We start from the raw sequence: 23,120 nt of genomic DNA, 5'->3' as shown, positions 1-23,120 counted from the left end.
CATGGCACTCATCACGCTGCGCCAACTGCTCGACCATGCCGCCGAGCATGGCTATGGCGTTCCCGCCTTCAACATCAACAACATGGAACAGGGCCTGGCGATCATGGAGGCCGCCAAGGCCTGCGACGCCCCTGTCATCATCCAGGCCAGCCGCGGCGCGCGGTCCTATGCCAACGACATCATGCTGGCCAAGATGATCGAGGCGCTGGCTGCGATCTATCCCGAGATTCCGCTTTGCATGCACCAGGACCACGGCAACAACGAGGCCACCTGCCTGTCGGCCATCAGGCACGGCTTCACCAGCGTCATGATGGACGGCAGCCTGATGGCCGATGCCAAGACCCCGGCGAGCTACGACTACAACGTGGCCATCACCGCCCGCGTGGCGGAGATGGCGCATTGGGTCGGCGCCTCGGTCGAGGGCGAACTGGGCGTTCTGGGATCGCTCGAGACGGGGCAGGGCGAGGCCGAGGATGGCCACGGCGCGGAAGGCGCGCTCGACCACAGCCAGCTTCTGACCGACCCCGACCAGGCGGTGGAGTTCGTCGGCAAGACCAAGGTCGATGCGCTGGCCATCGCCTGCGGCACAAGCCACGGCGCCTACAAGTTCAGCCGCCAGCCCACCGGCGACATCCTGGCGATGAACGTGATCGAGGAGATCCACAAGCGGCTGCCCAACACCCACCTCGTGATGCACGGCTCGTCCTCGGTGCCGCAGGATCTGCAGGACATCATCAATGCCCACGGCGGCGAGATGCCCCAGACCTTCGGCGTGCCGGTCGAGGAAATCGTGCGCGGCATCCGCCACGGCGTGCGCAAGGTGAACATCGACACCGATTGCCGCATGGCGATGACCGGGCAGTTCCGCAAGGTCGCGATGCAGAACCCGCGCGAGTTCGACCCGCGCAAGTTCCTCAAGCCCGCCATGGACGCGATGCGCGATCTGTGCAAGGCGCGGCTCGAGGCCTTCGGGACCGCGGGCAACGCCTCGAGGATCAAGGTGATCCCGATGGACGAGATGGCCCGCCGCTACAGGGCCGGAACGCTCTGACCCCCCGCTCAGCCCAGGAGGCCCCCATGCCTTTCGACCGCCGCATCCGCATCGCGCCCTCGATCCTGTCCGCCGATTTCGCCGACTTCGGCCGCGAGATCCGCGCCGTCGAGGATCAGGGCGCCGACTGGGTGCATGTGGACGTGATGGACGGCCATTTCGTGCCCAACCTCACCTTCGGGCCGCCCGCCGTCGCGGCTTTCCGTCGTCATGTGACAACGGTGATGGACGTGCACCTGATGATCGCGCCGGTCGATCCCTGGATCGAGGCCTATGCGAAGGCCGGCGCCGACATCCTGACCGCGCATGTCGAGGCAGGCCCGCACATCCACCGCACGCTGCAGGCGATCCGGGGCGCGGGGATGAAGGCGGGCGTGGCGTTGAACCCCGGGACCCCGGCCGAGGCGGTGGCGCATCTGCTGGACCTTGCCGACCTTGTCTGCGTGATGACGGTGAACCCAGGCTTCGGCGGGCAGAAATTCATCGACATGAGCGGCAAGGTCCGCGCCCTGCGGGTGATGATCGGCGACCGGCCCATCCACATCGAGATCGACGGTGGGATGGACCCCGCGACCGCGCCGCTGATGGCGGCGGCGGGGGCGGATGTTCTGGTGGCGGGCTCGGCGGTGTTCCGGGGCGGGTCGGTCGCCGACCCCGCCCCCTATGGCGCCAATATCCGCGCGATCCGCGCGGCAGCCGAGGCGGCCGTCTAGATGGCGGTGCAAGCTCTCATCTTCGACGTGGACGGCACGCTGGCCGAGACCGAGGAACTCCACCGTCGCGCCTTCAACGAGGCCTTTGCCGCGGCCGGGCTGGGCTGGAACTGGAGCCGCGGGGACTATCGCAGACTTCTGACGACCACAGGCGGAAAGGAGCGCATCGCCCGCCATGTCGCCGAGATCGGCGCCGATCCGGCGCGGTTCGACATCCCCGCGCTGCACCGCACCAAGACCGACCGCTACACGGCGCTGGTGCAGGCGGGCGCCATCGCCCTGCGGCCCGGTATCGCGGCCCTCATCGACCGCGCGCAGGCGCGGGGCCTGCGGCTCGCGATCGCCACCACGACGAGCCGGCCCAATGTCGATGCGCTGATCGCCGCCACCCTCGGCCAACCGGCGGCAAGGGTCTTCGAGGTTCTTGCCTGCGGCGACGATGTGCCCCGCAAGAAGCCCGCCCCCGATGTCTATCTTCTGGCGCTGGAGCGGCTCGGCCTGCCCGCATCCGCAGCACTCGCCTTCGAGGACAGCCGCAACGGCCTGCGCGCGGCCCTGGCGGCCGGCCTGCGCTGTATCGTTTCGCCGTCTTGCTACACCGATGGCGAGGATTTCTCCGGTGCCGCCTCTGTGGTGGATGAATTCGACCGGCTGGATCCGGGAGTGCTGGCATGACGCAGGCTACCGCCTCTCGCGGCACGGCACCGCTCCGCTTGGGCGCTATCGTCTTCGATCTCGACGGGACCCTGGTGGATTCCGCGCCCGACCTGCACCGCGCCTTGAACCTGGTCCTCGAGGCCGAGGGGGCCGCTCCGGTCAGCCTTGCGGAAACCCGCGGTTTCATCGGGCACGGGATTCCCAATCTGGTCAACGCGGCCCGCGCGAGCCGGGGCATCGCTCCGGCACGTCAGGCCGCGATGACAGAAGCGATGTTCGCCCACTACCTGATGTCGCCTGCCGGCCTGTCCCGCCTTTACGAGGAAGTGCCGGAAACGTTGCGCCTGCTGCGCGACCGGGGTCATCCGCTCGGCCTGTGCACCAACAAGGCGCTGGTCCCCACCCAAGCCATCCTTGCCGCGCTCGGGCTTGCGGAGGTCTTCGATGTGGTGGTTGCGGGGGACAGCCTTGCGCAGAAGAAGCCCGATCCGGCGCCGCTTCTGGCGGCCTTCGCTCCGCTCGGACGGCCGCTTCTCTATGTCGGCGACAGCGAGGTCGATGCCGAAACCGCAGCGCGGGCGGGGATCGCCTTTGCCTTGCACACGAAGGGCTATCGCAAGACACCGGTAAACGACCTGGCGCATGCCTTCGCCTTCGACAGCTACGAAGCGCTGCGCGACCATATCCTCGGGATGCAGGACGCCGCTGGACGGCGCGCAGGTCGATAACGTCATGGTCTACGTGGTCTTCGTCATCGATGTCTTCACCCGAAAGATCGTGGGCTGGCGCGTTTCGACATCGATGACCACGAGCTTCGTGCCGGACGCCCTGAACCGGGCGATCTGCCAGCGGTGCCCAACAGGCGGCAGGTTGATCCATCACTCCGACCGCGGCAGCCAGTATCTGTCCATCCGCCACACCGAGCGCCTGGCTGATGCAGGCATCGACACCTCGGCGGGCAGCATGGGCGACAGTTACGACAACGCGTTGGCCGAGAGTATCATCGGCCTGTTCAAGACCGAGGTCATCAACTTCCTCGGCCCCTGGAAATCCATGGCACAGGTCGAGTGGGAGACCCTGCAATGGGTCAGCTGGCATAACAACGAGCACCTCCACAGCGCCATCGGTCATAGGCGGCCGCAAGAAGTGGAGGAGGCGTTTCACGCACAGAGGAACACCCTCGAAAAAGCCGCGTAGCTTTTGAACAAAGAAACCTCTCGGATACCCGGGGCGATTCAGCCCACAGCGGCAGCCTGATCCAGCAGGCCCGCGCCGAACCTAAAGGTGACGATCAGCGCCGGCTACACCACTCAACGGGACAGCATCCTGATTCAACCATCCTATACCCGAACCGGTGGCGGCGTAGCCAAGGCGGAAAACCACGCGGAAAACGCCCGGAACCTGTTCAGATCGATCGAGCCCCCCGGCAGTGCATTCCGGAGACCAAGATTTGTCAGAAGTCCCCCCGGTCCCGGCCGGGGCTGGCCCTCCAGAGCTGTGGGGCGGAAAAAAGCCGCCCGGGCGGGGGACCGGGCGGCGGCAAGAGGGCGGCAAAAGGCGGTCGGCGGGGGAAGGGCTTATTCCGCCGCGCGGGCCGCGGGGTTGTTGGGGTGGGTCGTCCAGTTGGCGTAGTCGCCCACCACCTTGCCGGTGCGCGGGTCCACGCTGCCCTTGGGCAGTTCGACCATGCTGATGCAGTTGTCCACCGGGCAGACATCGACGCAGAGGTTGCAGGCGACGCATTCGGCGTCGTTCACCTCGAACACGCGGCCGGGCTTCATCCAGATGGCCTGGTGGCTGGTATCCTCGCAGGCGGCATAGCAGCGGCCGCACTTGATGCAGGCGTCCTGGTCGATGCGGGCCTTGGTGACGTAGTTGAGGTTCAGATCCTGCCACTCGACAAAATTCGGCACCGCGCGGCCCACAAGGTCGGACAGCGCCATGCCCTTTTCATCCAGATACTGCGACAGGCCGGAAATCATTTCCTGCACGATCTTGAAGCCATAGGTCATGGCGGCTGTGCAGACCTGCACGTTGCCCGCCCCCATCGCCAGGAACTCGGCCGCGTCGCGCCAGGTGGTGACGCCGCCGATGCCCGAAATCGGCAGGCCGCGGGTTTCGGAGTGGCGCGCGATCTCGCCCACCATGTTCAGCGCGATGGGCTTGACCGCCGGGCCGCAATAGCCGCCGTGGCTGCCCTGGCCGTCGATCATCGGGAAAGGCGAGAAATGGTCGAGATCGACGTTGGTGATCGACTTGATGGTGTTGATTAGGCTGACGGCATCGGCCCCGCCGCGTTTCGCCGCCATGGCCGGCGGCAGGATCGAGGTGACGTTGGGCGTGAGTTTGACGATGCAGGGCATCCGGCTGTATTGCTTGACCCAGCGCGTGACCATCTCGATGTATTCGGGCACCTGGCCCACGGCGCTGCCCATGCCGCGTTCGGCCATGCCGTGCGGGCAGCCGAAGTTCAGTTCCACCCCGTCGGCCTCGGTATCCTCGATCTGCTTGAGGATGGCCTTCCAGCTGTCTTCCTCGCACGGGACCATGAGCGAGATGACCAGCGCGCGGTCGCGCCACTTGCGCTTGACCTCCTTGATCTCGCGCAGGTTCACCTCCAGCGGGCGGTCGGTGATGAGCTCGATGTTGTTCAGGCCCAGCAGGCGGCGGTCGGCGCCCCAGATCGCGCCATAGCGGGGGCCGTTGACGTTGACGATGGGCGGGCCTTCGGCGCCCAGCGTTTTCCACACCACGCCGCCCCAGCCGGCCTGAAAGGCGCGTTCGACGTTGTATTTCTTGTCGGTCGGCGGCGCCGAGGCCAGCCAGAACGGGTTGGGGGACTTGATGCCGATGAAGTCGCTGGCGAGGTTGGCCATGTCATGCTCCGTGTTGGGAAGCGCGCGCTTGCGGGGCGGCGGACCCCGTGCGCTGCGTCGGTTTGGTGCGGTAGGCGGGGATCAGACCCCGAGGTAATGCCAGAACCAGGCCAGCAGGCTGCCGCCCAGCTCGCCCGTCATGGGAATGGCCCAGGCCCAGGCGACGGCGCCCGCAAGGTTGACGGCCTGAAACCGCCAGAACCCCATGCCCGAAAGCCCGGCCCACAGAAAGACGACCGCCCGCAGCGGCCCGAAGAAATGCCCCGCCGGCACCGCCAGCAGGCCCCAGCGGGCAAAGGCGGCCTGCGCCCGGTCGGCCAGCGCGGGGTGGTTGCACAGCGGCCAGAGCCGCAGGATGCGCGGCCCGAAGCGCCGCCCGAGCCACCAGCTGAAGCTGGAGCCGACCAGCGCCCCCGCCACCGCCCCGCCCCAGATCGGCAAGAGCGGGAAGGCCCCGGTCGAGGCCGCCGCCCCCACCGCCATCAGCAGCGCGGTCGAGGGGATCAGCACCGACAGGAAGGCCGTGGTTTCGGCCGCCGCGAACAGTGCCGCCAGCACGGGCGCCAGCGCCGCATGTGCGGTCAGAAACTGTGTCACCTGGTCCAAGCCGGCCCCTTGCAGACGCGTTGCGCACGCCAGATGGGGTGCGGCCCGGCCGGACGGAAGGGGGGGGACGCAGGGTCATGACGCGGTCGTGAGCGCGGCGTGAATCGCCTCGGCCGCATCGCGGCCCTGGGCGACGGCGGTGACGGTCAGATCCTCGCCCCCGCCGGTGCAGTCGCCGCCGGCCCAGACGCGGGCAAGCGGTGTGGCGGCCAGCTTGGACCCATCGCGCGCGAGGCCATCGGGCACGCCGTCGAGCCGCTGGCCGATGGCCTTGAACACCTGGTCGGCCTTGAGGGTAAAGGTTTCCGCCCCCGGCTTGCCATCGACCGCATAGGCGAATTCCACCGCCTCGGCCTTGCCGTTTCCGAGGATGCGCAGGGGCACGGCGTTGAACACCAGTTTCACCCCGGCCTGGGCGGCGTGGTCCTGTTCGTAGCCGCTGGCGCTCATCCGCTCGCGGCCGCGGCGGTAGACCATGGTGACGTTCTCGGCCCCCAGCAGCCTGGACTGGACGGCGGCGTCCACCGCCGTCATGCCGCCGCCGATCACGACGACGTCGCGCCCCACCGGCAGGGCGGTCAGGTCGGCCTGGCGCAGTTCGGCGATGAAATCCACCGCGTCGCGCACGCCGGGCAGGTCTTCGCCCGGGATGCCGAGCGCGTTGACCCCGGAGAGCCCGATGCCGAGGAACACCGCGTCGTGGTCGGCGCGCAAGGCATCGAGGCTGATGTCGCGCCCCAAGGCCTTGCCGGTGTGCAGGGTGATGCCGCCGATGGACAGCAGCCATTCCACCTCGGCCTGGGCAAAGCCGTTGGTGGCCTTGTAGGCGGCGATACCGTATTCGTTGAGCCCGCCGGGCTTGGGGCGCGCCTCGTAGATCGTCACGTCGTGGCCGTGCATCGCCAGGCGGTGCGCGCAGGCCAGGCCCGCCGGCCCCGCGCCCACCACCGCCACGCGCTTGCCGGTGGAAGGCGCACGGGTATAGGGCTGGCCCTTGGGCATGGCGGTATCGGTGGCAAAGCGCTGCAGGCGGCCGATTTCCACCGGCTTGCCTTCGGCGGCCTCGCGCACGCAGGCCTGTTCGCACAGGGTTTCGGTCGGGCAGACGCGGGCGCACATGCCGCCGAGGATGTTCTGGTCCCAGATGGTGCGGGCCGCGGCCTCGGGCGTGCCGGTGGCGATCTGGCGGATGAACAGCGGGATGTCGATGCCGGTGGGGCAAGCGGTGATGCAAGGCGCATCGTGGCAGAAATAGCAGCGGTCGGCGGCCACGCGCGCCTCGTGCGCGTCGAAGGGCGGTTCGACATCGGCGAAGTTGCGGGCGATGGCATCGGCGGGCAGACGCCCGGGCACGATGCCGGGCGCAAGCTGGCTGTTGGACACTGGGGCCTCCCTTGGGCGCTTTTGTTTGCAACAGGCTGCCACAGCCGCAAATTTTATCAAGCGGTAAATTTTCATCGCCACGCATTCGCGCCCGGTTTGCCCGGCGGCAAGGCGGCCTCACGACAAACTGCACGCATCTGCGGCTTTTCACGGCCCGCAACCGCGCGTATATAACGCCCAGGCCCCAGCGCGGGCGACCACAGAACAGGGGCGCAAGGCCCCGCCCGCCAGCGCCGTCCGGGCGCCGGGAACCGATCGAGGACGGTATGACCAAGCACAACCACGAGGCCGACGTGGCCTTCATCCAGGCCCTTGCGGAACTGCTGAACAAGAACGAACTCACGGAACTGGCCGTCAAGCGCGAGTATGGCGAGGATGACAGCCTGGAAGTGCGCGTGGTCAAGCAGGCGACGGTGGTGCAGCAGGCCGCCCCGGTGACCTATGCCGCGGCCCCCGCCCCAGCCCCGGTTGCCGCCGCAGCGCCTGCGGCCGCCCCGGCCGCCGCTGCCCCTGCCAGCCCCGAAGACCCCGCGCAGCACCCCGGCGCCGTCACCTCGCCCATGGTGGGCACGGCCTATCTGGCGGCCGAGCCGGGGGCCGCGCCCTTTGTCGCCATCGGCAGCGTGGTGGCCGAAGGCCAGACGCTGATGATCATCGAGGCAATGAAGACCATGAACCACATCCCCGCCCCGCGCGCGGGCACGGTCAAGCGCATCCTCGTTACCGATGGCACCCCGGTGGAATACGGCGCCCCCCTGATGATTGTGGAATGAGGCGGGCATGTTCGACAAGATCCTGATCGCCAACCGCGGCGAAATCGCCCTGCGGGTCATCCGCGCCGCCCGGGAAATGGGGATCAAGTCGGTGGCGGTGCATTCCACGGCCGACTCGGACGCAATGCATGTGCGCATGGCCGATGAATCGGTCTGCATCGGCCCGGCCCCCAGTTCGGAAAGCTACCTCAACAAGGCGGCGATCATCTCGGCCTGCGAGATCACCGGCGCGCAGGCGGTGCACCCGGGCTATGGCTTCCTGTCGGAAAACGCGGCCTTCGCCCAGGCGCTGGAGGACCACGGCATCACCTTCATCGGCCCCAGCGCGGAACACATCCGCATCATGGGCGACAAGATCACCGCCAAGGAAACCGCCAGGGCGCTGGGGATTCCGGTGGTGCCGGGGTCGGACGGCGGGGTGCCCGATTTCGACAGCGCCAGGCGCGTGGCGGCCGAGATCGGCTATCCGGTCATCATCAAGGCCACCGCCGGCGGCGGCGGGCGCGGCATGAAGGTGGCGCGCGACGCGGGCGAGCTGGAAGTGGCGTTCCGCACCGCCCGCAGCGAGGCCAAGGCCGCCTTCGGCAACGACGAGGTCTATATCGAGAAATACCTCCAGCGCCCGCGGCATATCGAGATTCAGGTGTTCGGCGACGGCAAGGGCAAGGCCGTGCATCTGGGCGAGCGCGACTGTTCGTTGCAGCGCCGCCACCAGAAGGTGTTCGAGGAGGCGCCCGGCCCCTGCATCACCCCGAAGATGCGATCCGAGATCGGCGAGGTCTGCGCCGCCGCGATGCGCAAGATCAGCTACATCGGGGCGGGCACCATCGAGTTCCTCTATGAGGACGGGCATTTCTACTTCATCGAGATGAACACCCGCTTGCAGGTGGAACACCCGGTGACCGAGGCGATCTTCGGCGTGGATCTGGTGCGCGAGCAGATCCGGGTGGCCGCAGGGATGCCGATGTCGTTCGGGCAATCGGACCTGGAGGTGAACGGCCACGCGATCGAGGTGCGGATCAACGCGGAAAAGCTGCCGAACTTTTCGCCTTGCCCCGGCAGGATCAGCCAGTATCACGCGCCGGGGGGCCTTGGCGTGCGGATGGACAGCGCGATCTACGACGGCTACCGCATTCCGCCTTACTACGACAGCCTGATCGGCAAGCTGATCGTGCATGGCCGCGACCGGCCCGAGGCGCTGGCGCGCCTGCACCGGGCCCTGGGCGAGCTGATCGTGGACGGGGTCGATACCACCATCCCGCTGTTCCGCGCGCTGCTGGCCGAACCCGATATCCAGCACGGCGACTATTCCATTCACTGGCTGGAACAATGGCTGGCGCGTCAATTCGGCGGATAAGGCGCACTCGTCCGCATTTTCTGTCCGAAAATATCCCGGGGTCCGGGGCAGCGCCCCGGGGGCTGGCCGGGTTCCCGACGGCAGGGTTTGGGCCGCGGGCCCTGCAATGCGCCTGACGGCAGCGCATCTGTTGCGCGCCTATGCCATGGGGATCTTTCCCATGGCCGAAAGCCGCGACGACCCCGAGGTGCACTGGGTCGATCCGCGCCGCCGCGGGGTGATGCCGCTGGAGGGGTTCCACATCTCGCGCAAGCTGGCGCAGGCGATCCGCCGCGGCGGCTATGAGGCGCGGGCCGACACCGCCTTTGACGCGGTGGTGCGGGCCTGCGCGGCGCGCGCGGAAACCTGGATCAATGCCACCATCCACAACCTCTATCTGGACCTGCACCGCCACGGCTTTGCCCACAGCCAGGAAATCTGGCGCGAGGGGCGGCTGGTGGGCGGGGTTTACGGGGTGGTGCTGGGGCGGGCGTTCTTTGGCGAAAGCATGTTTTCGGCGGAAACCGGCGGGTCCAAGCTGGCGCTGGCGCATCTGGTGGCGCGGTTGCGCGCCGGCGGCTTCGTGCTGTTCGACACGCAGTTCCTGACCCCGCATCTGGCCAGCCTGGGCGCGGAGGAAATTGCGCGCGCCGAATACCACCGGCGCCTGGCGGCGGCGCTGGAAGGGCAGGCCGACTGGAACCCCATCCCCCTGCCCGGCCCGCTGGACCCGCCCCGCGGCTGAGCGCCGGCGCGGGCGTCAGGCCATTTTCTTGAGGTAGGTCCAGGTCGCCACGCGGGCGTTGCGCGACACGCAGAAGGTTTCGGCATCGCCCAGGTATTCGAAGCCGGCGTTGGTCAGCACCCGGGCCGAACCGGGGTTGTCCTGGAACACGGCGGCAAAGACGGTGCGGTCGTTGTGCGGGTTGGCCGCCAGCAGCGCCTTGACCGCCTCGGACGCGATGCCGGTGTTCCAGAACGCCGGGGCGACCCAGTAGCCGATTTCGGATTGCCCGCGATCCATCCGCTTGAGGCTGACGACGCCCAGCACCTCGGGCAGGCCATGCGCGCTGCCGTCGATGACCCAGACATCCTCGACCCGGTCGGGGGCGAGGGCGCGGGCGATATAGGCCTCGGTCGCGCCGGGGGGCAAGGGATGGGGGATGGACGAGGTCATGCCCGCAACCCGTTTGTCGCCCGCATACATGGCCAGCAGCCCGGCATCCGAACGGCGCAGGCCGCGCAAGGTGAACCGCCCGGCGGCGATCTGGGGCACGGTATCGATCACGTCCATCTTCATCGCTTCCTCCCGAAAAGCGAAAGGGAGACCCTTTCAAGGTGGGCTTTCGCCCGGCCGGGCGCAAGTCCCCCGGGCGTCGGACAAACTGTGCCGCAATCCGGGCCAATGCCCGGAAATGCGAACGGGGGGCCGGCTTTGCTGCCGACCCCCCGCTTACAAGGCGAATGTAAAGGTTCGGCTTACTCGGCGGCCTCCGCAACCGGGAGAACCGAAATGAAGGTGCGGCCCTTGAGGCCCTTGCGATAGGTCACGCGGCCTTCGGTGACGGCGAAGATGGTATGGTCCTTGCCCATGCCCACGCCTTCGCCCGGGAACCAGGTCGTGCCGCGCTGGCGCACGATGATGTTGCCCGGAATGGCCTTTTCGCCGCCATAGAGTTTCACGCCCAGACGGCGACCCGCGGAATCGCGACCGTTGCGCGAGGAACCGCCAGCTTTCTTGTGTGCCATGGAAGTCGCTCCTTACTTCGCGGTTTCGTGGGCGGCACGGCGCGCGTCGGCGGTGCCGGTGGCAGCGGCCACGCCCGAGGTCTCGGCGCCCGAGGCCAGGATGTCGGTCACGCGCACCAGCGTCAGCTGCTGGCGGTGGCCGCGGGTGCGCTGCGACGAATGCTTGCGGCGGCGCTTGTGATAGCTGATGACCTTGTCGGCCTTGATCTGGTCGATCACCTCGGCCTGCACGGCGGCCCCGGCCACCAGCGGCGCACCGACGGTGACGGTTTCGCCGCCGACCATCAGGATGTCGTTGAACTGGATCTTGTCACCGGCCGAGGCGGCCAGCTTTTCCACGCGCAGCACGTCGCCCGCCTGGACCTTGTATTGCTTGCCGCCTGTCTTGAGGACCGCGAACATGGTCTTTCCTTCCTTGCGTTGCCGCGCCCTGAGGCCCCGGTTGCCCGGCGTTCGATGCCTTCGGACAGCGCGCCCCCGGCGGGGCGTCATGAGAAAACCGCAGCGGTCCGAGTCGCCTCGCCGCCGGGATGCGCGTATGTGCGGCACCCGGGGCGCAAAGTCAAGCCGCGATCAGATGTCCTGGCCTTGCAGGAACTGCGCCGCCGCAAGGCCCAGATCGCGCGAGACGGTGTCGAACACGGCATCGAAGCCGGCGAACAGCGCGCGGTTCAGCAGCTGGCCTTCGGGGGTTTCGGAAAACGCGACATAGGTTTCGAGGTCGGCATCCGACAGCGGGCGATAGGCCAGCGCCAGATAGGGCATCAGCCAGCCCACCGTTTCCTCGCGGATCTGAGGCTCTTGCGACCACAGGTCGGCCATCATTTCGGCATCGGGCAAGGTGGCATCGACCGCGCCGCCTTCGACCATGCCCTTGTAGAAGGCGAGGTTGCCGTTCAGCGCGCCGGCGACGTTCTGTTCGATCAGGTCGTTGGCCACCACCAGCCGGTCGAGCAGCGCAAGGCGGGGGTCGTCGCGGGCGACCATGTCGGCGTGGGCGGCCTCGGCGGCGTCCTTGACCGCATCGTCGAGGTAACCCTCGCGCGCGGCCAGTTCCAGCGCGACGATGCGCTTGCCCGGGTCGGCCTCGAAAAAGGCGACCATGCGCGCCACGAGCTCGGGCGCGCCGGAAAGCTCGGCCTGCAACCGCTCGGTCGCAATGGCCTCCATCCGGGCGGGGTCGTGGATGGCGGCGACGATGCCCTGCCAGCGGTCGCCGCCGCGGCCCGGAAACAGTTCGGCCTCCAGCTCGGCGCCGTAATCCAGACCTTCGGCCTGAAGCACCCGGAACAGCCGCGGCAGCTCCAGCGCGCGGGCCAGATCGGCCACCCCGGCGCCCGAGGCCGAGACCGGGGCCGCCCCCAGCGCCGCAACCGCTAGACCGATGGCAAGAAAGACGCGGCGCAGCATGGCAGCCCCCTGTTGGTATGCCCGTCGGTTGTATCGCACCCTGCAACGGCTGCCAAGCGAAGGCGGCGGCGGGCCGGACCCTGCCGGGACCGGCGGCGGAAAACCGCAAGCCGCCCGGCGCGATGCCGACGGCCGGCGCACGCCGGTTTCCACAAGCCAGACCGCCGCCATCAGCCGCGCGTCATGAGGTTTTCATGCAAGATTTAAGTGGTGCCCAGAGCCGGAATCGAACCAGCGACACGCGGATTTTCAATCCGCTGCTCTACCAACTGAGCTATCTGGGCACCGTTCAAGGGCCGCAACCCTTGTGGAAGGCGTCTTAGCCGAGGGGGGGCGGCGTGTCCAGAGGGGGTGGAAAAAAATCGACAGGCGCCACATCGGCGGCATGGCCGAGCGGCGCCGATGCCACCCACCAGGCGGGGTGGGCGCGCCGCAGCGCGGCGGCGGCGGCTTCGGCCTCGGCGCGACGGGCGAACAGGGCAAAGCAGGTTGCCCCCGAGCCGGACATGCGCGCCAGCAACGCCGCCGGCAAGGCCCGCAGCGCCGCCAGCACCGGCCCGACACCGGGCGCCACCTGCAGCGCGGCGGGCTCCAGGTCGTTGCGCTGGCCTGCAAGCCAGGCGGCCAGCGCCCGGGCATCGGGCCAGGCGGGCCAGGCAGCGGGCATGGGCGGGTTGGCCCGATGGGCCAGCGCACGAAAGACCCGGGGCGTCGGAACCTCGAGCCGCGGGTTGGCCAGCACGGCCCAGACCGGCGGCAAGGGCGGGGCCGGCTGCAACAGCTCGCCCACGCCTTGCATGCGGCAGACCCGCCCCGCCAGGCACACCGGCACATCGGCGCCAAGCCCCAGAACGGCCTGCGGCGCAGGCGCCCCCCCGCCGTGCAGCCGCGCCAGCGCCCGCAGCGCGGCCGCCGCATCGGCCGAACCGCCGCCGATGCCCGAGGCCAGCGGCAGCCGCTTGTCCAGCACCAGCGCGGCCCCCTGCCCCGTCAGCGCCGCGGCGCGCAGCACGAGGTTGTCCGGCCCGGCCGAAAGCCCGCCCCCTTCGGGGCCGATCACCCGCAGCGACAGCTGCGGCGCCGCCCTGGCCGACACGATGTCGCCGACCCCGGCAAAGCAGACCAGCGAATCGAGCAGGTGATACCCGTCGGCGCGCTGCCCGGTGACATGCAGCGTCAGGTTGACCTTGGCGGCGGCAAATTCGGCAACGGTCATTTCCGCCCGCGTTCGGCCAGGGGCACGGCGCCTTCCTCGGCCAGCACGGCGTCGAGGCCGATCTCCAGCTTGCGGCGGATGCGCTTGGCGTCCTTTTCCTCGGGGGCAAAGGACAAGGCGCGGTGCCACTGGAATTCGGCCTCGCGCTTGCGGCCGACGGCCCAGTAGACATCGCCCAGATGGTCGGTCACGATCGGGTCCACCGGCATCAGCAGCGAGGCGCGTTCCATCTGCACCACCGCTTCGTCGTAGCGCCCTGTCAGGAAATAGCCCCAGGCCAGCGAATCGATGATGTAGCCGTCTTCGGGGCGCTGTTCGACCGCACGTTCGATCATGCCGAGCGCCTCGTCGATGTTGCGGTTCATGTCCAGCAGCGAATAGCCCAGATAGTTCAGCACCTGAGGCTGGTCGGGGTTGAGTTCCAGCGCGCGGCGGAAATCGGGTTCGGCCTTGTCCCACTGTTTCGCCCGTTCCCAGGCGATGCCGCGGGCATAGAACAGGCCCCAGTGCCGGCTTTCGGGGGCCGGCACCAGGTCGATCGCGCGGGAATAGGCGGCGGCGGATTCGGCAAAGCGTTCCTCGCGGCGCAGCATGTCGCCCAGGCCGACATGGACCGACAGATACTGCCCGTGGCTGTGGGTCAGCGCGGTCTGGGCGGCCAGCGCCTCGTCCTTGCGGCCAAGGCCATAGAGCGCCTGCGCCTTGCCGCTGGCCGCAACAAGGTAGGAGGGGCTGTCGGCGGGCACCTTGTCGTAGGCGGCAATCGCCAGCTCGCGCTGGCCCAGCGATTCCAGCAGGCTGGCGCTGAGCAGCCGCGCATCGACCAGGTCGGGGCGCAGGTATTCGGCGATGCGGCTGTGGATCAGGGTCTGGTTGTCGGGCGCCTCGCCTTGCAGCACGACCGACAGCAGGTGAAACACCTCGGCCATGCCGTCGCGCACGGTGCGCACGGTGTCGAAGGGCACCGGCCCCCTGGCCAGCGCGGCGCGCAAGGCGTCGATCTCGGGGTCGGAGACGGGGCCGAACACCGAATCGAGCTCGGCCAGCGCATCGGCGCTGCGGTCGAGCTGCGAGAGCACCTGCGCATGGGCAAAGACCGCGCGGCGCATCCCCATCAGGCCGTTGCCTTCGTCGGCGAACAGGCGGTCGGCGCCTTCGAGGTCGCCCACCATCGCCAGCGCCAGCGCCTGATGGTAAAGCCCGAAGGCCTCGAGCCCCGGGGTGGCGCCCAGCTTGCCGAACTCCTCCAGCGCGGCGGCCATGCTGCCGGCGCCCAGATGCGCCCAGCCGCGCACCAGCGGGTCCACCAGAGGGCCGACCACGCGGGCATCGCCTTCCAGATCCTTGAGAACCTGCGCATAATCCTCGCGCGCCAGCATGTCGGCCAGCATGACGATGGCGGCGACCTGCGCCTTGCCGCCCAGGGAAACCAGCCGCCGCGCCACGGGAATGGCCGCGGCCACGTCGCCCGCGCCGACATGCGCCATGACCAGCCCTTCGAGCAGCCCGACGTTGGAAGGGTCGGCCGCCAGCGCCCGGGTCAGGTAATCGCGCGCATGGACATAATCGCCCGCAAGGTCGGCCGACCGTGCGGCCAGATAGGCCCCCGCCAGATCGGCCCGCGCCGTGCCCGCAGGGACCAGGGCCAATGCCCCGGCAAGGGCGAACACAAGGCGGGAAAAGGGCATGAAAGGCAAGGCGGTTCTCCGGCGTTGCTGCGCAAGCTAGGGCCGGACGGGCGCCAAGGCAATGCACCCCGGCGCCCGCTCACGCATGCGTCACATGTTGGGATAGTTCGGGCCGTCGCCGCCTTGCGGCGTGGTCCAGTTGATGTTCTGGCTGGGATCCTTGATGTCGCAGGTCTTGCAGTGCACGCAGTTCTGGAAGTTTATGACGAAGCGGGCATCGGCCCCTTCGCCCACGACCTCGTAGACCCCGGCCGGGCAATAGCGCTGCGCCGGTTCGGCGTATTCGGGCAGGTTCACCCGGATCGGCACGGAGGGATCCTTCAGCTTCAGATGCGCGGGCTGGTTTTCATCGTGGTTGGTAAAGCTGAAGGCCACGTTGGTCAGCCGGTCGAACGACAGCTTGCCGTCGGGCTTGGGGTAGTCGATCGGCTGGAAATCGCGCGCCTTGCCGGTGGCGGCGGCGTCGGTCTTGCCGTGCCCGATGGTGCCGAACAGCGACAGGCCGAACAGGTTGTTCGTCCACATGTCGAGGCCCCCCAGCGCCAGCGAAGGCACCAGACCCCATTTCGACCACATCGGCTTGACGTTGCGCACCTTTTTCAGGTCGGCCCCGATGGCGCCGTTGCGCACCTCGGCCTCGTAGGCCGACAGCTCGTCGCCCGACCGGCCGGCGCCGATGGCGGCAAAGGCCGCCTCGGCCGCGGCCTTGCCCGACAGCATGGCGTTATGGTTGCCCTTGATGCGCGGCACGTTGACCATGCCGGCCGAACAGCCCAGCAGCGCCACGCCAGGGGCCACCAGCTTGGGCAGGCTCTGCCAGCCGCCTTCGGTGATGGCGCGCGCGCCGTAGGCCACGCGCTTGCCGCCCCTGAGCAGCTCTGCCACCATCGGGTGGTGCTTGAAGCGCTGAAACTCCATGTAGGGGTAAAGGTGCGGGTTCTGATAGTTCAGGTGCACCACGAAGCCGACATAGACCTGGTTGTTGTCGAGGTGGTAGATGAAGCTGCCGCCGCCGGCGTTGCTGCCCAGCGGCCAGCCCATCGTGTGCGTCACGGTGCCGGGGCGGTGCTTTTCCGGGTCGATTTCCCAGATTTCCTTCATCCCGATGCCGAACTTCTGCGGCTCCTTGCCTTTGGACAGGTCGTAGCGGGCGATGACCTCCTTGGACAGGCTGCCGCGCACGCCTTCGGCCAGCAGCACGTATTTGCCCAGCAGCTCCATGCCCGGCTCGTAGCTGGGCCCCGGTTCGCCGGTTTCGGGGTCGCGGCCGAATTCGCCGGCCACCACGCCGCGCACCTCGCCGGCCGGGCCGTAGACCAGTTGCGAACAGGACATGCCGGGGAAAATCTCGACCCCCAGCGCCTCGGCCTGGCCTGCCATCCAGCGGCAGACATTCGCCATGCTGACGATGTAGTTGCCGTGGTTGTTCATCAGCGGCGGCATCGGCCAGTTCGGAATGCGCATCTGCCCGGCCGGACCCAGCACATAGAAGTTGTCCTCGACCACCGGCACGGTGATGGGGGCGCCCTTCTCGCGCCAGTCGGGGATCAGCGCATCCAGACCCGAGGGGTCCAGCACGGCGCCCGACAGGATATGCGCGCCCACCTCGGAGCCCTTTTCCAGCAGCACCACCGACAGGTCGGGGTCCAGTTGCTTGAGCCGGATCGCCGCCGAAAGGCCGGCAGGCCCGCCGCCGACGATCACCACATCGTATTCCATCGACTCGCGAGTCACTGCCTCTGCCATCCGTTCCTCCGTGAGCGGTTCCGCGCCCGCGCGCGTGGGTTCCCTTGCGTTGCGGGCCTTGCTAGCGAAGCATGTCGCGCCGGTCAATCGTGACGCAACATCATTGCGCGGCAGTGCAGCATCAGACGGCATGCCAAAGGGCTTGCATTCGCCCGGCACTCGCGCCACCTATGGGGTGTCAATCGACCGGCACAGCACCCCTTTCGGGGTGCAAGGCCGGTTTTTGCAAGTGGTGGCGACGATGGAAAAGATCCCGATGACCCGCGCCGGGTTCGACGCGCTGGATGCCGAGCTGCGGCACCTGAAGTCGGCCGAGCGTCCGGCGGTGATCCGCGCCATTGCCGAGGCGCGCGAACACGGCGACCTGTCGGAGAACGCCGAATACCACGCCGCGCGCGAAAAGCAGAGCTTCATCGAAGGCCGCATCAAGGAGCTGGAATCGATCATCGGCCGGGCCGAGGTGATCGACACCTCGAAGCTGTCCGGTTCCATCAAGTTCGGCGCCCGCGTCACCATCCTCGACGAGGATACCGAGGAAAAATACCACTACCAGATCGTCGGCGAGGCCGAGGCGGATATCGAACGCGGGTTGCTCAACATCCGCTCGCCGCTGGCCCGCGCCCTGATCGGCAAGGACGAAGGCGACAGCGTCGAGGTGCGCACCCCCGGCGGCCAGCGCAGCTACGAGGTGATTTCCATCCGCTACGAATGACGCGGCGCCCCTGAAGGAGGCCCCCGCATATGCCCGAGACCCCAAAGGACCGCCCGCTGATTCTGGGCACCCCCGGTGCGGCGCCGGAGCGGGCAGGGCTGACCGCGACCGACGTGGTGGCCGTGATTCTGAGCCTGCTGTGGCTGGCGGCGGTGATCGCCTATTTCACGCTGGCCGACCCGGCCGACAGGACCGTCGGCGGCGAAAGCCTGCTCATCAAGCTGTTCGTGGTGTTCCTGCCCATCGCGCTGATCTGGGTTGCGGCCGTCACCTCGCGCACCATCCGCGCCTTGCGCGAGGAGGCGCAGCGCCTGCAGGTGGCGGTCGATGCCATGCGCCACAGCTATGTGATGCAGGCCCAGGCCGCCGCCGCCGCCGTGGCGGCCAAGCCCAGCGTCGAACGCAAGCTCGACGAGATCGCCGCCTCGGCCAGGCAGACCGAAACCGCGCTGGCCACCTTTACCTCGTCACGGCGCGACCCGGCCGCGGCCCGGCCCTTGCCGGCCGCGGTGGCGCCGGCCGCCAGCGGGGAACAGCCGGCCCTGGCACTGGGCACCCCGGCCGAAGACCTGCGCCCGCCGATGACGGTGGACGAATTCATCCGCGCGATGAACTTTCCCGACAATGCCGACGACAAGGAAGGCTTTCGCTGCCTGCGCCTTGCGCTGGAAGACCGCGAGGCCGCGCGCCTGATCCGTGCCGCGCAGGACGTGCTGACCCTGCTGGCGCAGGACGGCATCTACATGGACGACCTGCGCCCCGACCGCGCCCGCCCCGAGGTCTGGCGCCGCTTTGCCAGCGGCGAACGCGGGCGCACCATCGCCGCGCTGGGGGGCATCCGCGACCGGTCGTCGATTGCGCTGACCGCCGGGCGGATGCGCACCGACCCGGTGTTCCGCGACGCCGCCCACCATTTCCTGCGCCAGTTCGACCGCAGTTTCCAGGCCTTCGAAAAGACCGCAACCGACCAGGACATCGCCGAAATGTCCGACACCCGCACGGCGCGCGCCTTCATGCTGTTCGGCCGCGTGGCGGGCGTGTTCGACTGAGCGCCGCCCCGGCCCCGCCGGCCGGGGGTTTCACACCCCCGGACCCCCGTGGGATATTTGCCGCAAGGTGAAAGGATCAGGGTTCGAGCGAAAGCGTGCTGGCGCGCAGCCAGGCAAGGTAGCCGCGCGGATCCCTGGCCCAGGCGCGGGTTTCCTCGGGCGGGATCGGCATGCCGATCACCGGGCGCTGCGGGCGGTTCAGCGCGGCCTTGATCTCGTGCAGAAGCAGGCTCTGGCGCAGGGTGGCCGAGGTGTTGGCGGCGATCTGGTAGGCCCGGGTGTTCTGCCCGGTGAACCGGATCGGCAGCACCGTGGCGCCCGAGCGCATGACCATCTTGGCGGTGAAGGGGTTCCACTCGGCTTCGACCGCCGGGCCGAACCAGCCTTGCGAACAGGCGACGCGGCCGGCGGGGAACAGCACGATGCAGCCCCCGGCCTGAAGCTGCGCCATGCAGGCCGCGCGCATCGCCAGGCTTTCCTCGCGCGCGTTCGCCTCGTGCGGGAAGGGCACGGGCAGCATGAATTCCTCGATCTCGGGGATGCCGGTGAGCAGGGAGCGGGTCAGGATCTTGTAATCGGTGCGCACCTGCCCGACCAGCCAGGCCAGCACCATGCCATCGACCAGGCCGTGCGGATGATTGGCCACCACCACCAGCGGCCCGCGGGCCGGGATGCGGGCGATTTCGTGCGGCGGGGTCTGCACCGCGATGCCCATCACCTCCAGCGCCTGCGGCCAGAAGGCCTGGCCCATCGGGGCGCCCTTCATCTCGAACCGGCGGATCAGCGACAGCAGCCTGGGCTTGGCGGTGAGCCATTCGATGGTGCGGATCGTGCCGGCCTTCCACGGGTTGGTGAAGGTGCCGGCATAGCTCAGGCGCCGCGCGTCGTAAGGCCGGGGTTCCGGCCGTGCGACAGCCTCGGCCACGGTCATCACATGCCCTCTCCGAACCGGTCGGCCACCAGCCGTTCCAGCGCATCGGCCAGTTCCGCCGCCTGCGGGCCGCTGGTTTCGACCTCGATCGAGGTGCCCTTGTGCGCGCCCAGCATCAGCAGGCCCATGATCGAATCGCCCGAGACGCGCATCCCGTCGCGGCTGACCATGGCGGTGGCATCGAAGGCCTCGACCTGTTCCACGAACTTTGCCGAGGCGCGGGCGTGCAGGCCCTTTTCGTTGACGATCCTGAGGCTGCGGGTGGTCATCGCGGTTCCTCCACCGGGCCGAGGTCGCGGCCTTCGATGTATTTGCGCGCCGCCAATACCGCCTGGGCAGCGGCCTGGTCCAGCGGAAGATGGCGCGATTGCACGAGCTTGAGCAGCATCGGCAGGTTCGCGCCGGTCAGGATGTGACGCGGTGCCGGGCCGCCGACGGCCTGGCACAGGTTGGCAGGCGAACTGCCGTGCAGGTCGACCACCACGACAACCCCGCGGCCCTGGTCCACCGCGTCGGCGGCCGCGCGAATCTCGGCGGCCTTTGCCGGCTTGTCATAATCGGGCTCTATAGCAACGGCACGGATGCCCGACTGGCGGCCCATCACGTGTTCGACCGCGGCCAGCAACTCGCGCGCAAGGCCGCCGTGGGCGACGATCACCACACCGACCGCACCCGGCGCCTTGTTCTCCGTCATGGTCTGGCCCATGCCGACCTGTCCTCGCTACTGACCGGGCGGGCGCAGCCGCTCCAGCTCGCGGTGGCGCCGCGACACCTGCCACCCGGCGCCTTCCAGCGTATCGCCCAATTTTTCTGCAACTGCAACCGACCTGTGCTGCCCGCCGGTGCAGCCGAAACCGATCGAAAGATGCGCCTTGCCCTCATCCGTCTGCGCCGGCAGCAGAAAGCCCACGAGGCCCGACAGGCGCTCGAAGAACTCGGCCCAGCGGGGGTCGCCTTCGACATAGGCCGCGACGCGCGGGTTGCGCCCGTCGAGCACGCGCAGATCGGGCACCCAGTAAGGGTTGCGCAGGAAACGGCAGTCGAAGATCAGATCCACCCCGCGCGGCACCCCGCGCTTGTAGCTGAACGACTGCACCGAAACCGACAGGCGCTGCGCCGGGGTCGCGCCCATCCAGTGCGCCAGTTCGGCCTTCAGGTCGTGCGGCGTGAAATCGGAGGTGTCGATCAGCGCATCCGCCCGCACCCGGATCGGCGCCAGCAGGTCGGCCTCGCGCAGGATGCCTTCCAGCGGTGCCTCGGCGGGGGCCAGCGGGTGGCGGCGGCGGGTTTCGGAATAGCGGCGCACCAGCACATCGGTGCGGCAATCGAGAAACAGCACCTCCAGCGCCACGCGCGGGTCGGCCGTCAGCGTGTCGATCAGCTCGATCAGCGCATTGGCGGAAAAATCGCGGTTGCGCACATCCACCCCCAGCGCGATGGTGCGGCCCAGCGGCGGGCCATCGAGCAGGCGGGGGATCAGCGACAGCGGCAGGTTGTCGATGGTTTCGCAGCCCAGATCCTCCAGCGCGCCGATGGCGGTGCTACGCCCGGCCCCCGAAGGGCCGGTGACAAGGATCAGGCGCTGTTCGTTCGCGGGGTGGTCGGGCATGGCTCAGTCCTGACGGCCCGACAGGATATAGTGCCGGATCGCCGCCGGAAAATGCCCGGTCACGGGCCCGAGAACAAGCGGCACCGCGACATCGTGCAGCAGCAGTTGCCGTTGCGGCGGCAGGCGCCGGGTTTCGGCCTGGCCGAGGTCCACCGCCAGCATCACCCGCGCCTCGGGTTGCAGCGTGGCCCGCAGCAGGCCGATGCCCCGCGCCTCGATCAGCGGCGGCAGCCCGGGCGGTGCGGCGGCGCGCAGGCCGCCCGTGCCGTCGGGGCGCAGCGCGACCCGGTCGTCCGCCACCAGCGCCGCCCCCAGCGCCATCAGCTGCAAGGCCAGCGCCGACTTGCCCGCCCCGGAAGGCCCCAGAATCAGCACCCCCGCATCGCCGAAGGCCACGCAACTGGCATGCAGCGTCGGCGCGCCGGTCGGCTCGGGCATCACACCGGCAGGCCGACCACGAAGCGCGCGCCCAGGGGCTCCGAGGTGGCGTCGTCTTCGGTCGGGCGGATGTTTTCGGCCCAGATCACGCCGCCATGCGCCTCGACGATCTGCTTGGAGATCGACAGCCCGAGGCCCGAGTTGTTGCCGAAATGCGTGGCCGGCCGGTCGGAATAGAACCGCTTGAAGATCTTGGTCAGCGCCTGTTCGGGGATGCCGGGGCCGGTATCCTCCACCACCACCAGCACGCGGTTGTCGCGCCGGCGCACCCAGACGCGCACCGCATCGCCCTGTTCGCAGAACGAGATCGCGTTGGCGATCAGGTTGACGAACACCTGCGCCAGCCGCCCTTCGAGCCCGTGAATCAGGATCGGTTCGGCCGGAAGGTCGGTGATGTAGTCCACCCCCTTTTCCTCGGCCTGCTGGCCCATGTGCTGGTTGATGTTGTTGATGGTGCGGATGAGGTTGAATTCCTCCTCCTCCTCCTTCACCAGTTCGCTGTCCAGCCGCGAGGCGTTGGAAATGTCGCTGACCAGCCGGTCCAGGCGCCGCACGTCGTGTTCGATCACGTCCAGCAGCTTCTGGCGGTGATCCTCCTTCCTGACCATGCGCAGCGACCCGACGGCCGAGCGCAGCGAGGCGAGGGGGTTCTTGATTTCGTGCGCGACATCGGCGGCGAACTGTTCGTTCGCCTCGATCCGGTCGTAAAGCGCGGCCACAATGCCGCGCAAGGCGCCCGAGAGGCGGCCGATTTCGTCGGGGCGGGCGGTCAGGTCGGGGATGCGCACCCGGCCCGGCGCCATCTTGCGCGCGTTCCGGTCGCGCCCCAGTTCGGCGGCGGCGGCAAGGTCGGACAGCGGGTTGGCGATGGTCGAGGCCAGAACGAGGCTGAGCGCGATGGACACCAGCAGCGCGATCACGAACATGCGCAACACCTGCTCGCGTTCGTTGCGCACCAGCTGGTCCAGCTCGCCCGCGGCCGAGGTGACGGCCACCACCCCCAGCACCGCGCCATCGCGCAGGATCGGGGTTGCCACCGAAAACAGCGTGTTGCCGCCGGCATCCTCGCTGGCGCGCACCCGGGTGCGCCCTTCGCGGGCCGCCGCCACCAGGTCGGCCGACACGGCGGCGGCATCCGGCGGCGTCGCCGCCGGCCGGCTGCCCGGCCCCAGGCGCG

The 23,120-nt window shown here is 68.8% G+C and carries 25 protein-coding genes, 1 tRNA gene and 1 pseudogene; 10 read left to right on the top strand and 17 right to left on the bottom strand.

Translation table 11 applies throughout. The features are described from left to right. The first annotated feature begins 1 nt into the window (after position 1). The 5 genes and pseudogenes from fba to ACK4S2_RS10805 form a co-directional block, all read left to right on the top strand. Positions 2 to 1,051: a class II fructose-bisphosphate aldolase gene (fba, locus tag ACK4S2_RS10825; protein ID WP_409623925.1), complete on the top strand. Its 1,050-nt coding sequence runs from the start codon at positions 2 to 4 to the stop codon at positions 1,049 to 1,051. A gap of 26 nt (positions 1,052 to 1,077) precedes the next feature. Next, positions 1,078 to 1,764, top strand: coding sequence for a ribulose-phosphate 3-epimerase (rpe, locus tag ACK4S2_RS10820; protein WP_409623923.1), 687 nt, complete (start codon positions 1,078 to 1,080; stop codon positions 1,762 to 1,764). Further along, entirely contained in the window at positions 1,765 to 2,439 is a 675-nt protein-coding gene (locus ACK4S2_RS10815; RefSeq protein ID WP_409623921.1) for an HAD family hydrolase, read from the top strand. Beyond that, on the top strand, positions 2,436 to 3,149 hold the full coding sequence (gene gph, locus ACK4S2_RS10810) for a phosphoglycolate phosphatase (protein WP_409623919.1): 714 nt from the start codon (positions 2,436 to 2,438) through the stop codon (positions 3,147 to 3,149). The genes ACK4S2_RS10815 and gph overlap by 4 nt, the downstream gene beginning before the upstream one ends. 7 nt (positions 3,150 to 3,156) lie before the next feature. Then, positions 3,157 to 3,618, top strand: a pseudogene (locus tag ACK4S2_RS10805) (DDE-type integrase/transposase/recombinase); the annotation flags it as partial. Positions 3,619 to 3,998: 380 nt separating this feature from the next. Here ACK4S2_RS10805 and preA read toward each other — a convergent pair. The 3 genes from preA to ACK4S2_RS10790 form a co-directional block, all read right to left on the bottom strand. Continuing rightward, positions 3,999 to 5,297 (bottom strand): NAD-dependent dihydropyrimidine dehydrogenase subunit PreA, encoded by a 1,299-nt coding sequence (gene preA, locus ACK4S2_RS10800; protein WP_409623917.1) that lies wholly within the window; start codon positions 5,295 to 5,297, stop codon positions 3,999 to 4,001. Positions 5,298 to 5,378: 81 nt separating this feature from the next. Continuing rightward, positions 5,379 to 5,894 (bottom strand): DedA family protein, encoded by a 516-nt coding sequence (locus ACK4S2_RS10795; RefSeq protein ID WP_409623951.1) that lies wholly within the window; start codon positions 5,892 to 5,894, stop codon positions 5,379 to 5,381. A gap of 84 nt (positions 5,895 to 5,978) precedes the next feature. Continuing rightward, positions 5,979 to 7,286 carry an NAD(P)-dependent oxidoreductase gene (locus ACK4S2_RS10790; protein WP_409623916.1) on the bottom strand — a complete coding sequence of 436 codons (1,308 nt, stop codon included), beginning with the start codon at positions 7,284 to 7,286 and terminating at the stop codon, positions 5,979 to 5,981. A gap of 266 nt (positions 7,287 to 7,552) precedes the next feature. On the opposite strand from ACK4S2_RS10790, the gene accB reads away from it, so the two are divergent. The 3 genes from accB (at position 7,553) to aat (ending at position 10,140) form a co-directional block, all read left to right on the top strand. After that, a complete protein-coding gene (accB, locus tag ACK4S2_RS10785; RefSeq protein ID WP_409623914.1) occupies positions 7,553 to 8,059 on the top strand; it encodes an acetyl-CoA carboxylase biotin carboxyl carrier protein in 507 nt (168 codons plus the stop codon). Positions 8,060 to 8,066: 7 nt separating this feature from the next. Next, entirely contained in the window at positions 8,067 to 9,416 is a 1,350-nt protein-coding gene (accC, locus tag ACK4S2_RS10780) for an acetyl-CoA carboxylase biotin carboxylase subunit (protein ID WP_409623912.1), read from the top strand. Positions 9,417 to 9,522: 106 nt separating this feature from the next. Continuing rightward, positions 9,523 to 10,140 carry a leucyl/phenylalanyl-tRNA--protein transferase gene (gene aat / locus ACK4S2_RS10775; protein ID WP_409623910.1) on the top strand — a complete coding sequence of 206 codons (618 nt, stop codon included), beginning with the start codon at positions 9,523 to 9,525 and terminating at the stop codon, positions 10,138 to 10,140. Positions 10,141 to 10,155: 15 nt separating this feature from the next. On the opposite strand, the gene ACK4S2_RS10770 is transcribed toward aat, so the two are convergent. The 8 genes from ACK4S2_RS10770 to ACK4S2_RS10735 form a co-directional block, all read right to left on the bottom strand. After that, a complete protein-coding gene (locus ACK4S2_RS10770) occupies positions 10,156 to 10,695 on the bottom strand; it encodes a GNAT family N-acetyltransferase (RefSeq protein ID WP_409623908.1) in 540 nt (179 codons plus the stop codon). A gap of 179 nt (positions 10,696 to 10,874) precedes the next feature. Then, positions 10,875 to 11,144 (bottom strand): 50S ribosomal protein L27, encoded by a 270-nt coding sequence (gene rpmA, locus ACK4S2_RS10765; protein ID WP_409623906.1) that lies wholly within the window; start codon positions 11,142 to 11,144, stop codon positions 10,875 to 10,877. A 12-nt stretch (positions 11,145 to 11,156) separates the two neighbouring features. Continuing rightward, positions 11,157 to 11,546 (bottom strand): 50S ribosomal protein L21, encoded by a 390-nt coding sequence (gene rplU / locus ACK4S2_RS10760; protein WP_409623904.1) that lies wholly within the window; start codon positions 11,544 to 11,546, stop codon positions 11,157 to 11,159. A gap of 171 nt (positions 11,547 to 11,717) precedes the next feature. Beyond that, positions 11,718 to 12,554, bottom strand: coding sequence for a hypothetical protein (locus tag ACK4S2_RS10755; protein WP_409623902.1), 837 nt, complete (start codon positions 12,552 to 12,554; stop codon positions 11,718 to 11,720). A 208-nt stretch (positions 12,555 to 12,762) separates the two neighbouring features. Continuing rightward, positions 12,763 to 12,838 (bottom strand) — tRNA-Phe (locus ACK4S2_RS10750). 35 nt (positions 12,839 to 12,873) lie between these two features. Next, a complete protein-coding gene (locus ACK4S2_RS10745) occupies positions 12,874 to 13,770 on the bottom strand; it encodes a 4-(cytidine 5'-diphospho)-2-C-methyl-D-erythritol kinase (protein WP_409623900.1) in 897 nt (298 codons plus the stop codon). Further along, entirely contained in the window at positions 13,767 to 15,458 is a 1,692-nt protein-coding gene (locus ACK4S2_RS10740; protein ID WP_409623949.1) for a tetratricopeptide repeat protein, read from the bottom strand. The genes ACK4S2_RS10745 and ACK4S2_RS10740 overlap by 4 nt, the downstream gene beginning before the upstream one ends. 90 nt (positions 15,459 to 15,548) lie before the next feature. Continuing rightward, entirely contained in the window at positions 15,549 to 17,204 is a 1,656-nt protein-coding gene (locus ACK4S2_RS10735) for an electron transfer flavoprotein-ubiquinone oxidoreductase (RefSeq protein WP_409623899.1), read from the bottom strand. A 241-nt stretch (positions 17,205 to 17,445) separates the two neighbouring features. Between ACK4S2_RS10735 and greA the strand changes: the two genes are divergently transcribed. Continuing rightward, complete coding sequence (gene greA / locus ACK4S2_RS10730) at positions 17,446 to 17,916, top strand: transcription elongation factor GreA (protein WP_409623898.1); 471 nt, start codon at positions 17,446 to 17,448, stop codon at positions 17,914 to 17,916. 29 nt (positions 17,917 to 17,945) lie between these two features. Beyond that, positions 17,946 to 18,965: a hypothetical protein gene (locus ACK4S2_RS10725; RefSeq protein WP_409623896.1), complete on the top strand. Its 1,020-nt coding sequence runs from the start codon at positions 17,946 to 17,948 to the stop codon at positions 18,963 to 18,965. Positions 18,966 to 19,041: 76 nt separating this feature from the next. Here the strand turns inward: ACK4S2_RS10725 and ACK4S2_RS10720 are convergent, their stop codons facing one another. The 6 genes from ACK4S2_RS10720 to ACK4S2_RS10695 form a co-directional block, all read right to left on the bottom strand. Next, complete coding sequence (locus tag ACK4S2_RS10720) at positions 19,042 to 19,896, bottom strand: lysophospholipid acyltransferase family protein (RefSeq protein WP_409623894.1); 855 nt, start codon at positions 19,894 to 19,896, stop codon at positions 19,042 to 19,044. After that, positions 19,896 to 20,165, bottom strand: coding sequence for an HPr family phosphocarrier protein (locus tag ACK4S2_RS10715; protein WP_409623893.1), 270 nt, complete (start codon positions 20,163 to 20,165; stop codon positions 19,896 to 19,898). Before ACK4S2_RS10715 ends, ACK4S2_RS10720 begins: the two co-directional genes overlap by 1 nt. Then, positions 20,162 to 20,590, bottom strand: coding sequence for a PTS sugar transporter subunit IIA (locus tag ACK4S2_RS10710; protein WP_409623891.1), 429 nt, complete (start codon positions 20,588 to 20,590; stop codon positions 20,162 to 20,164). The genes ACK4S2_RS10715 and ACK4S2_RS10710 overlap by 4 nt, the downstream gene beginning before the upstream one ends. A gap of 27 nt (positions 20,591 to 20,617) precedes the next feature. Beyond that, complete coding sequence (rapZ, locus tag ACK4S2_RS10705; protein ID WP_409623889.1) at positions 20,618 to 21,505, bottom strand: RNase adapter RapZ; 888 nt, start codon at positions 21,503 to 21,505, stop codon at positions 20,618 to 20,620. A 3-nt stretch (positions 21,506 to 21,508) separates the two neighbouring features. Then, on the bottom strand, positions 21,509 to 21,943 hold the full coding sequence (locus tag ACK4S2_RS10700; RefSeq protein ID WP_409623888.1) for an HPr kinase/phosphorylase: 435 nt from the start codon (positions 21,941 to 21,943) through the stop codon (positions 21,509 to 21,511). Beyond that, on the bottom strand, positions 21,943 to 23,120 hold a 1,178-nt coding region (locus ACK4S2_RS10695; protein WP_409623886.1), incomplete at its 5' end, for a sensor histidine kinase. The genes ACK4S2_RS10700 and ACK4S2_RS10695, both read right to left, overlap by 1 nt.

Source organism: Gemmobacter sp. (genome assembly GCF_046292685.1).
Classification (GTDB): domain Bacteria; phylum Pseudomonadota; class Alphaproteobacteria; order Rhodobacterales; family Rhodobacteraceae; genus Wagnerdoeblera.
This window is presented reverse-complemented; position numbering and strand designations above follow the sequence as displayed.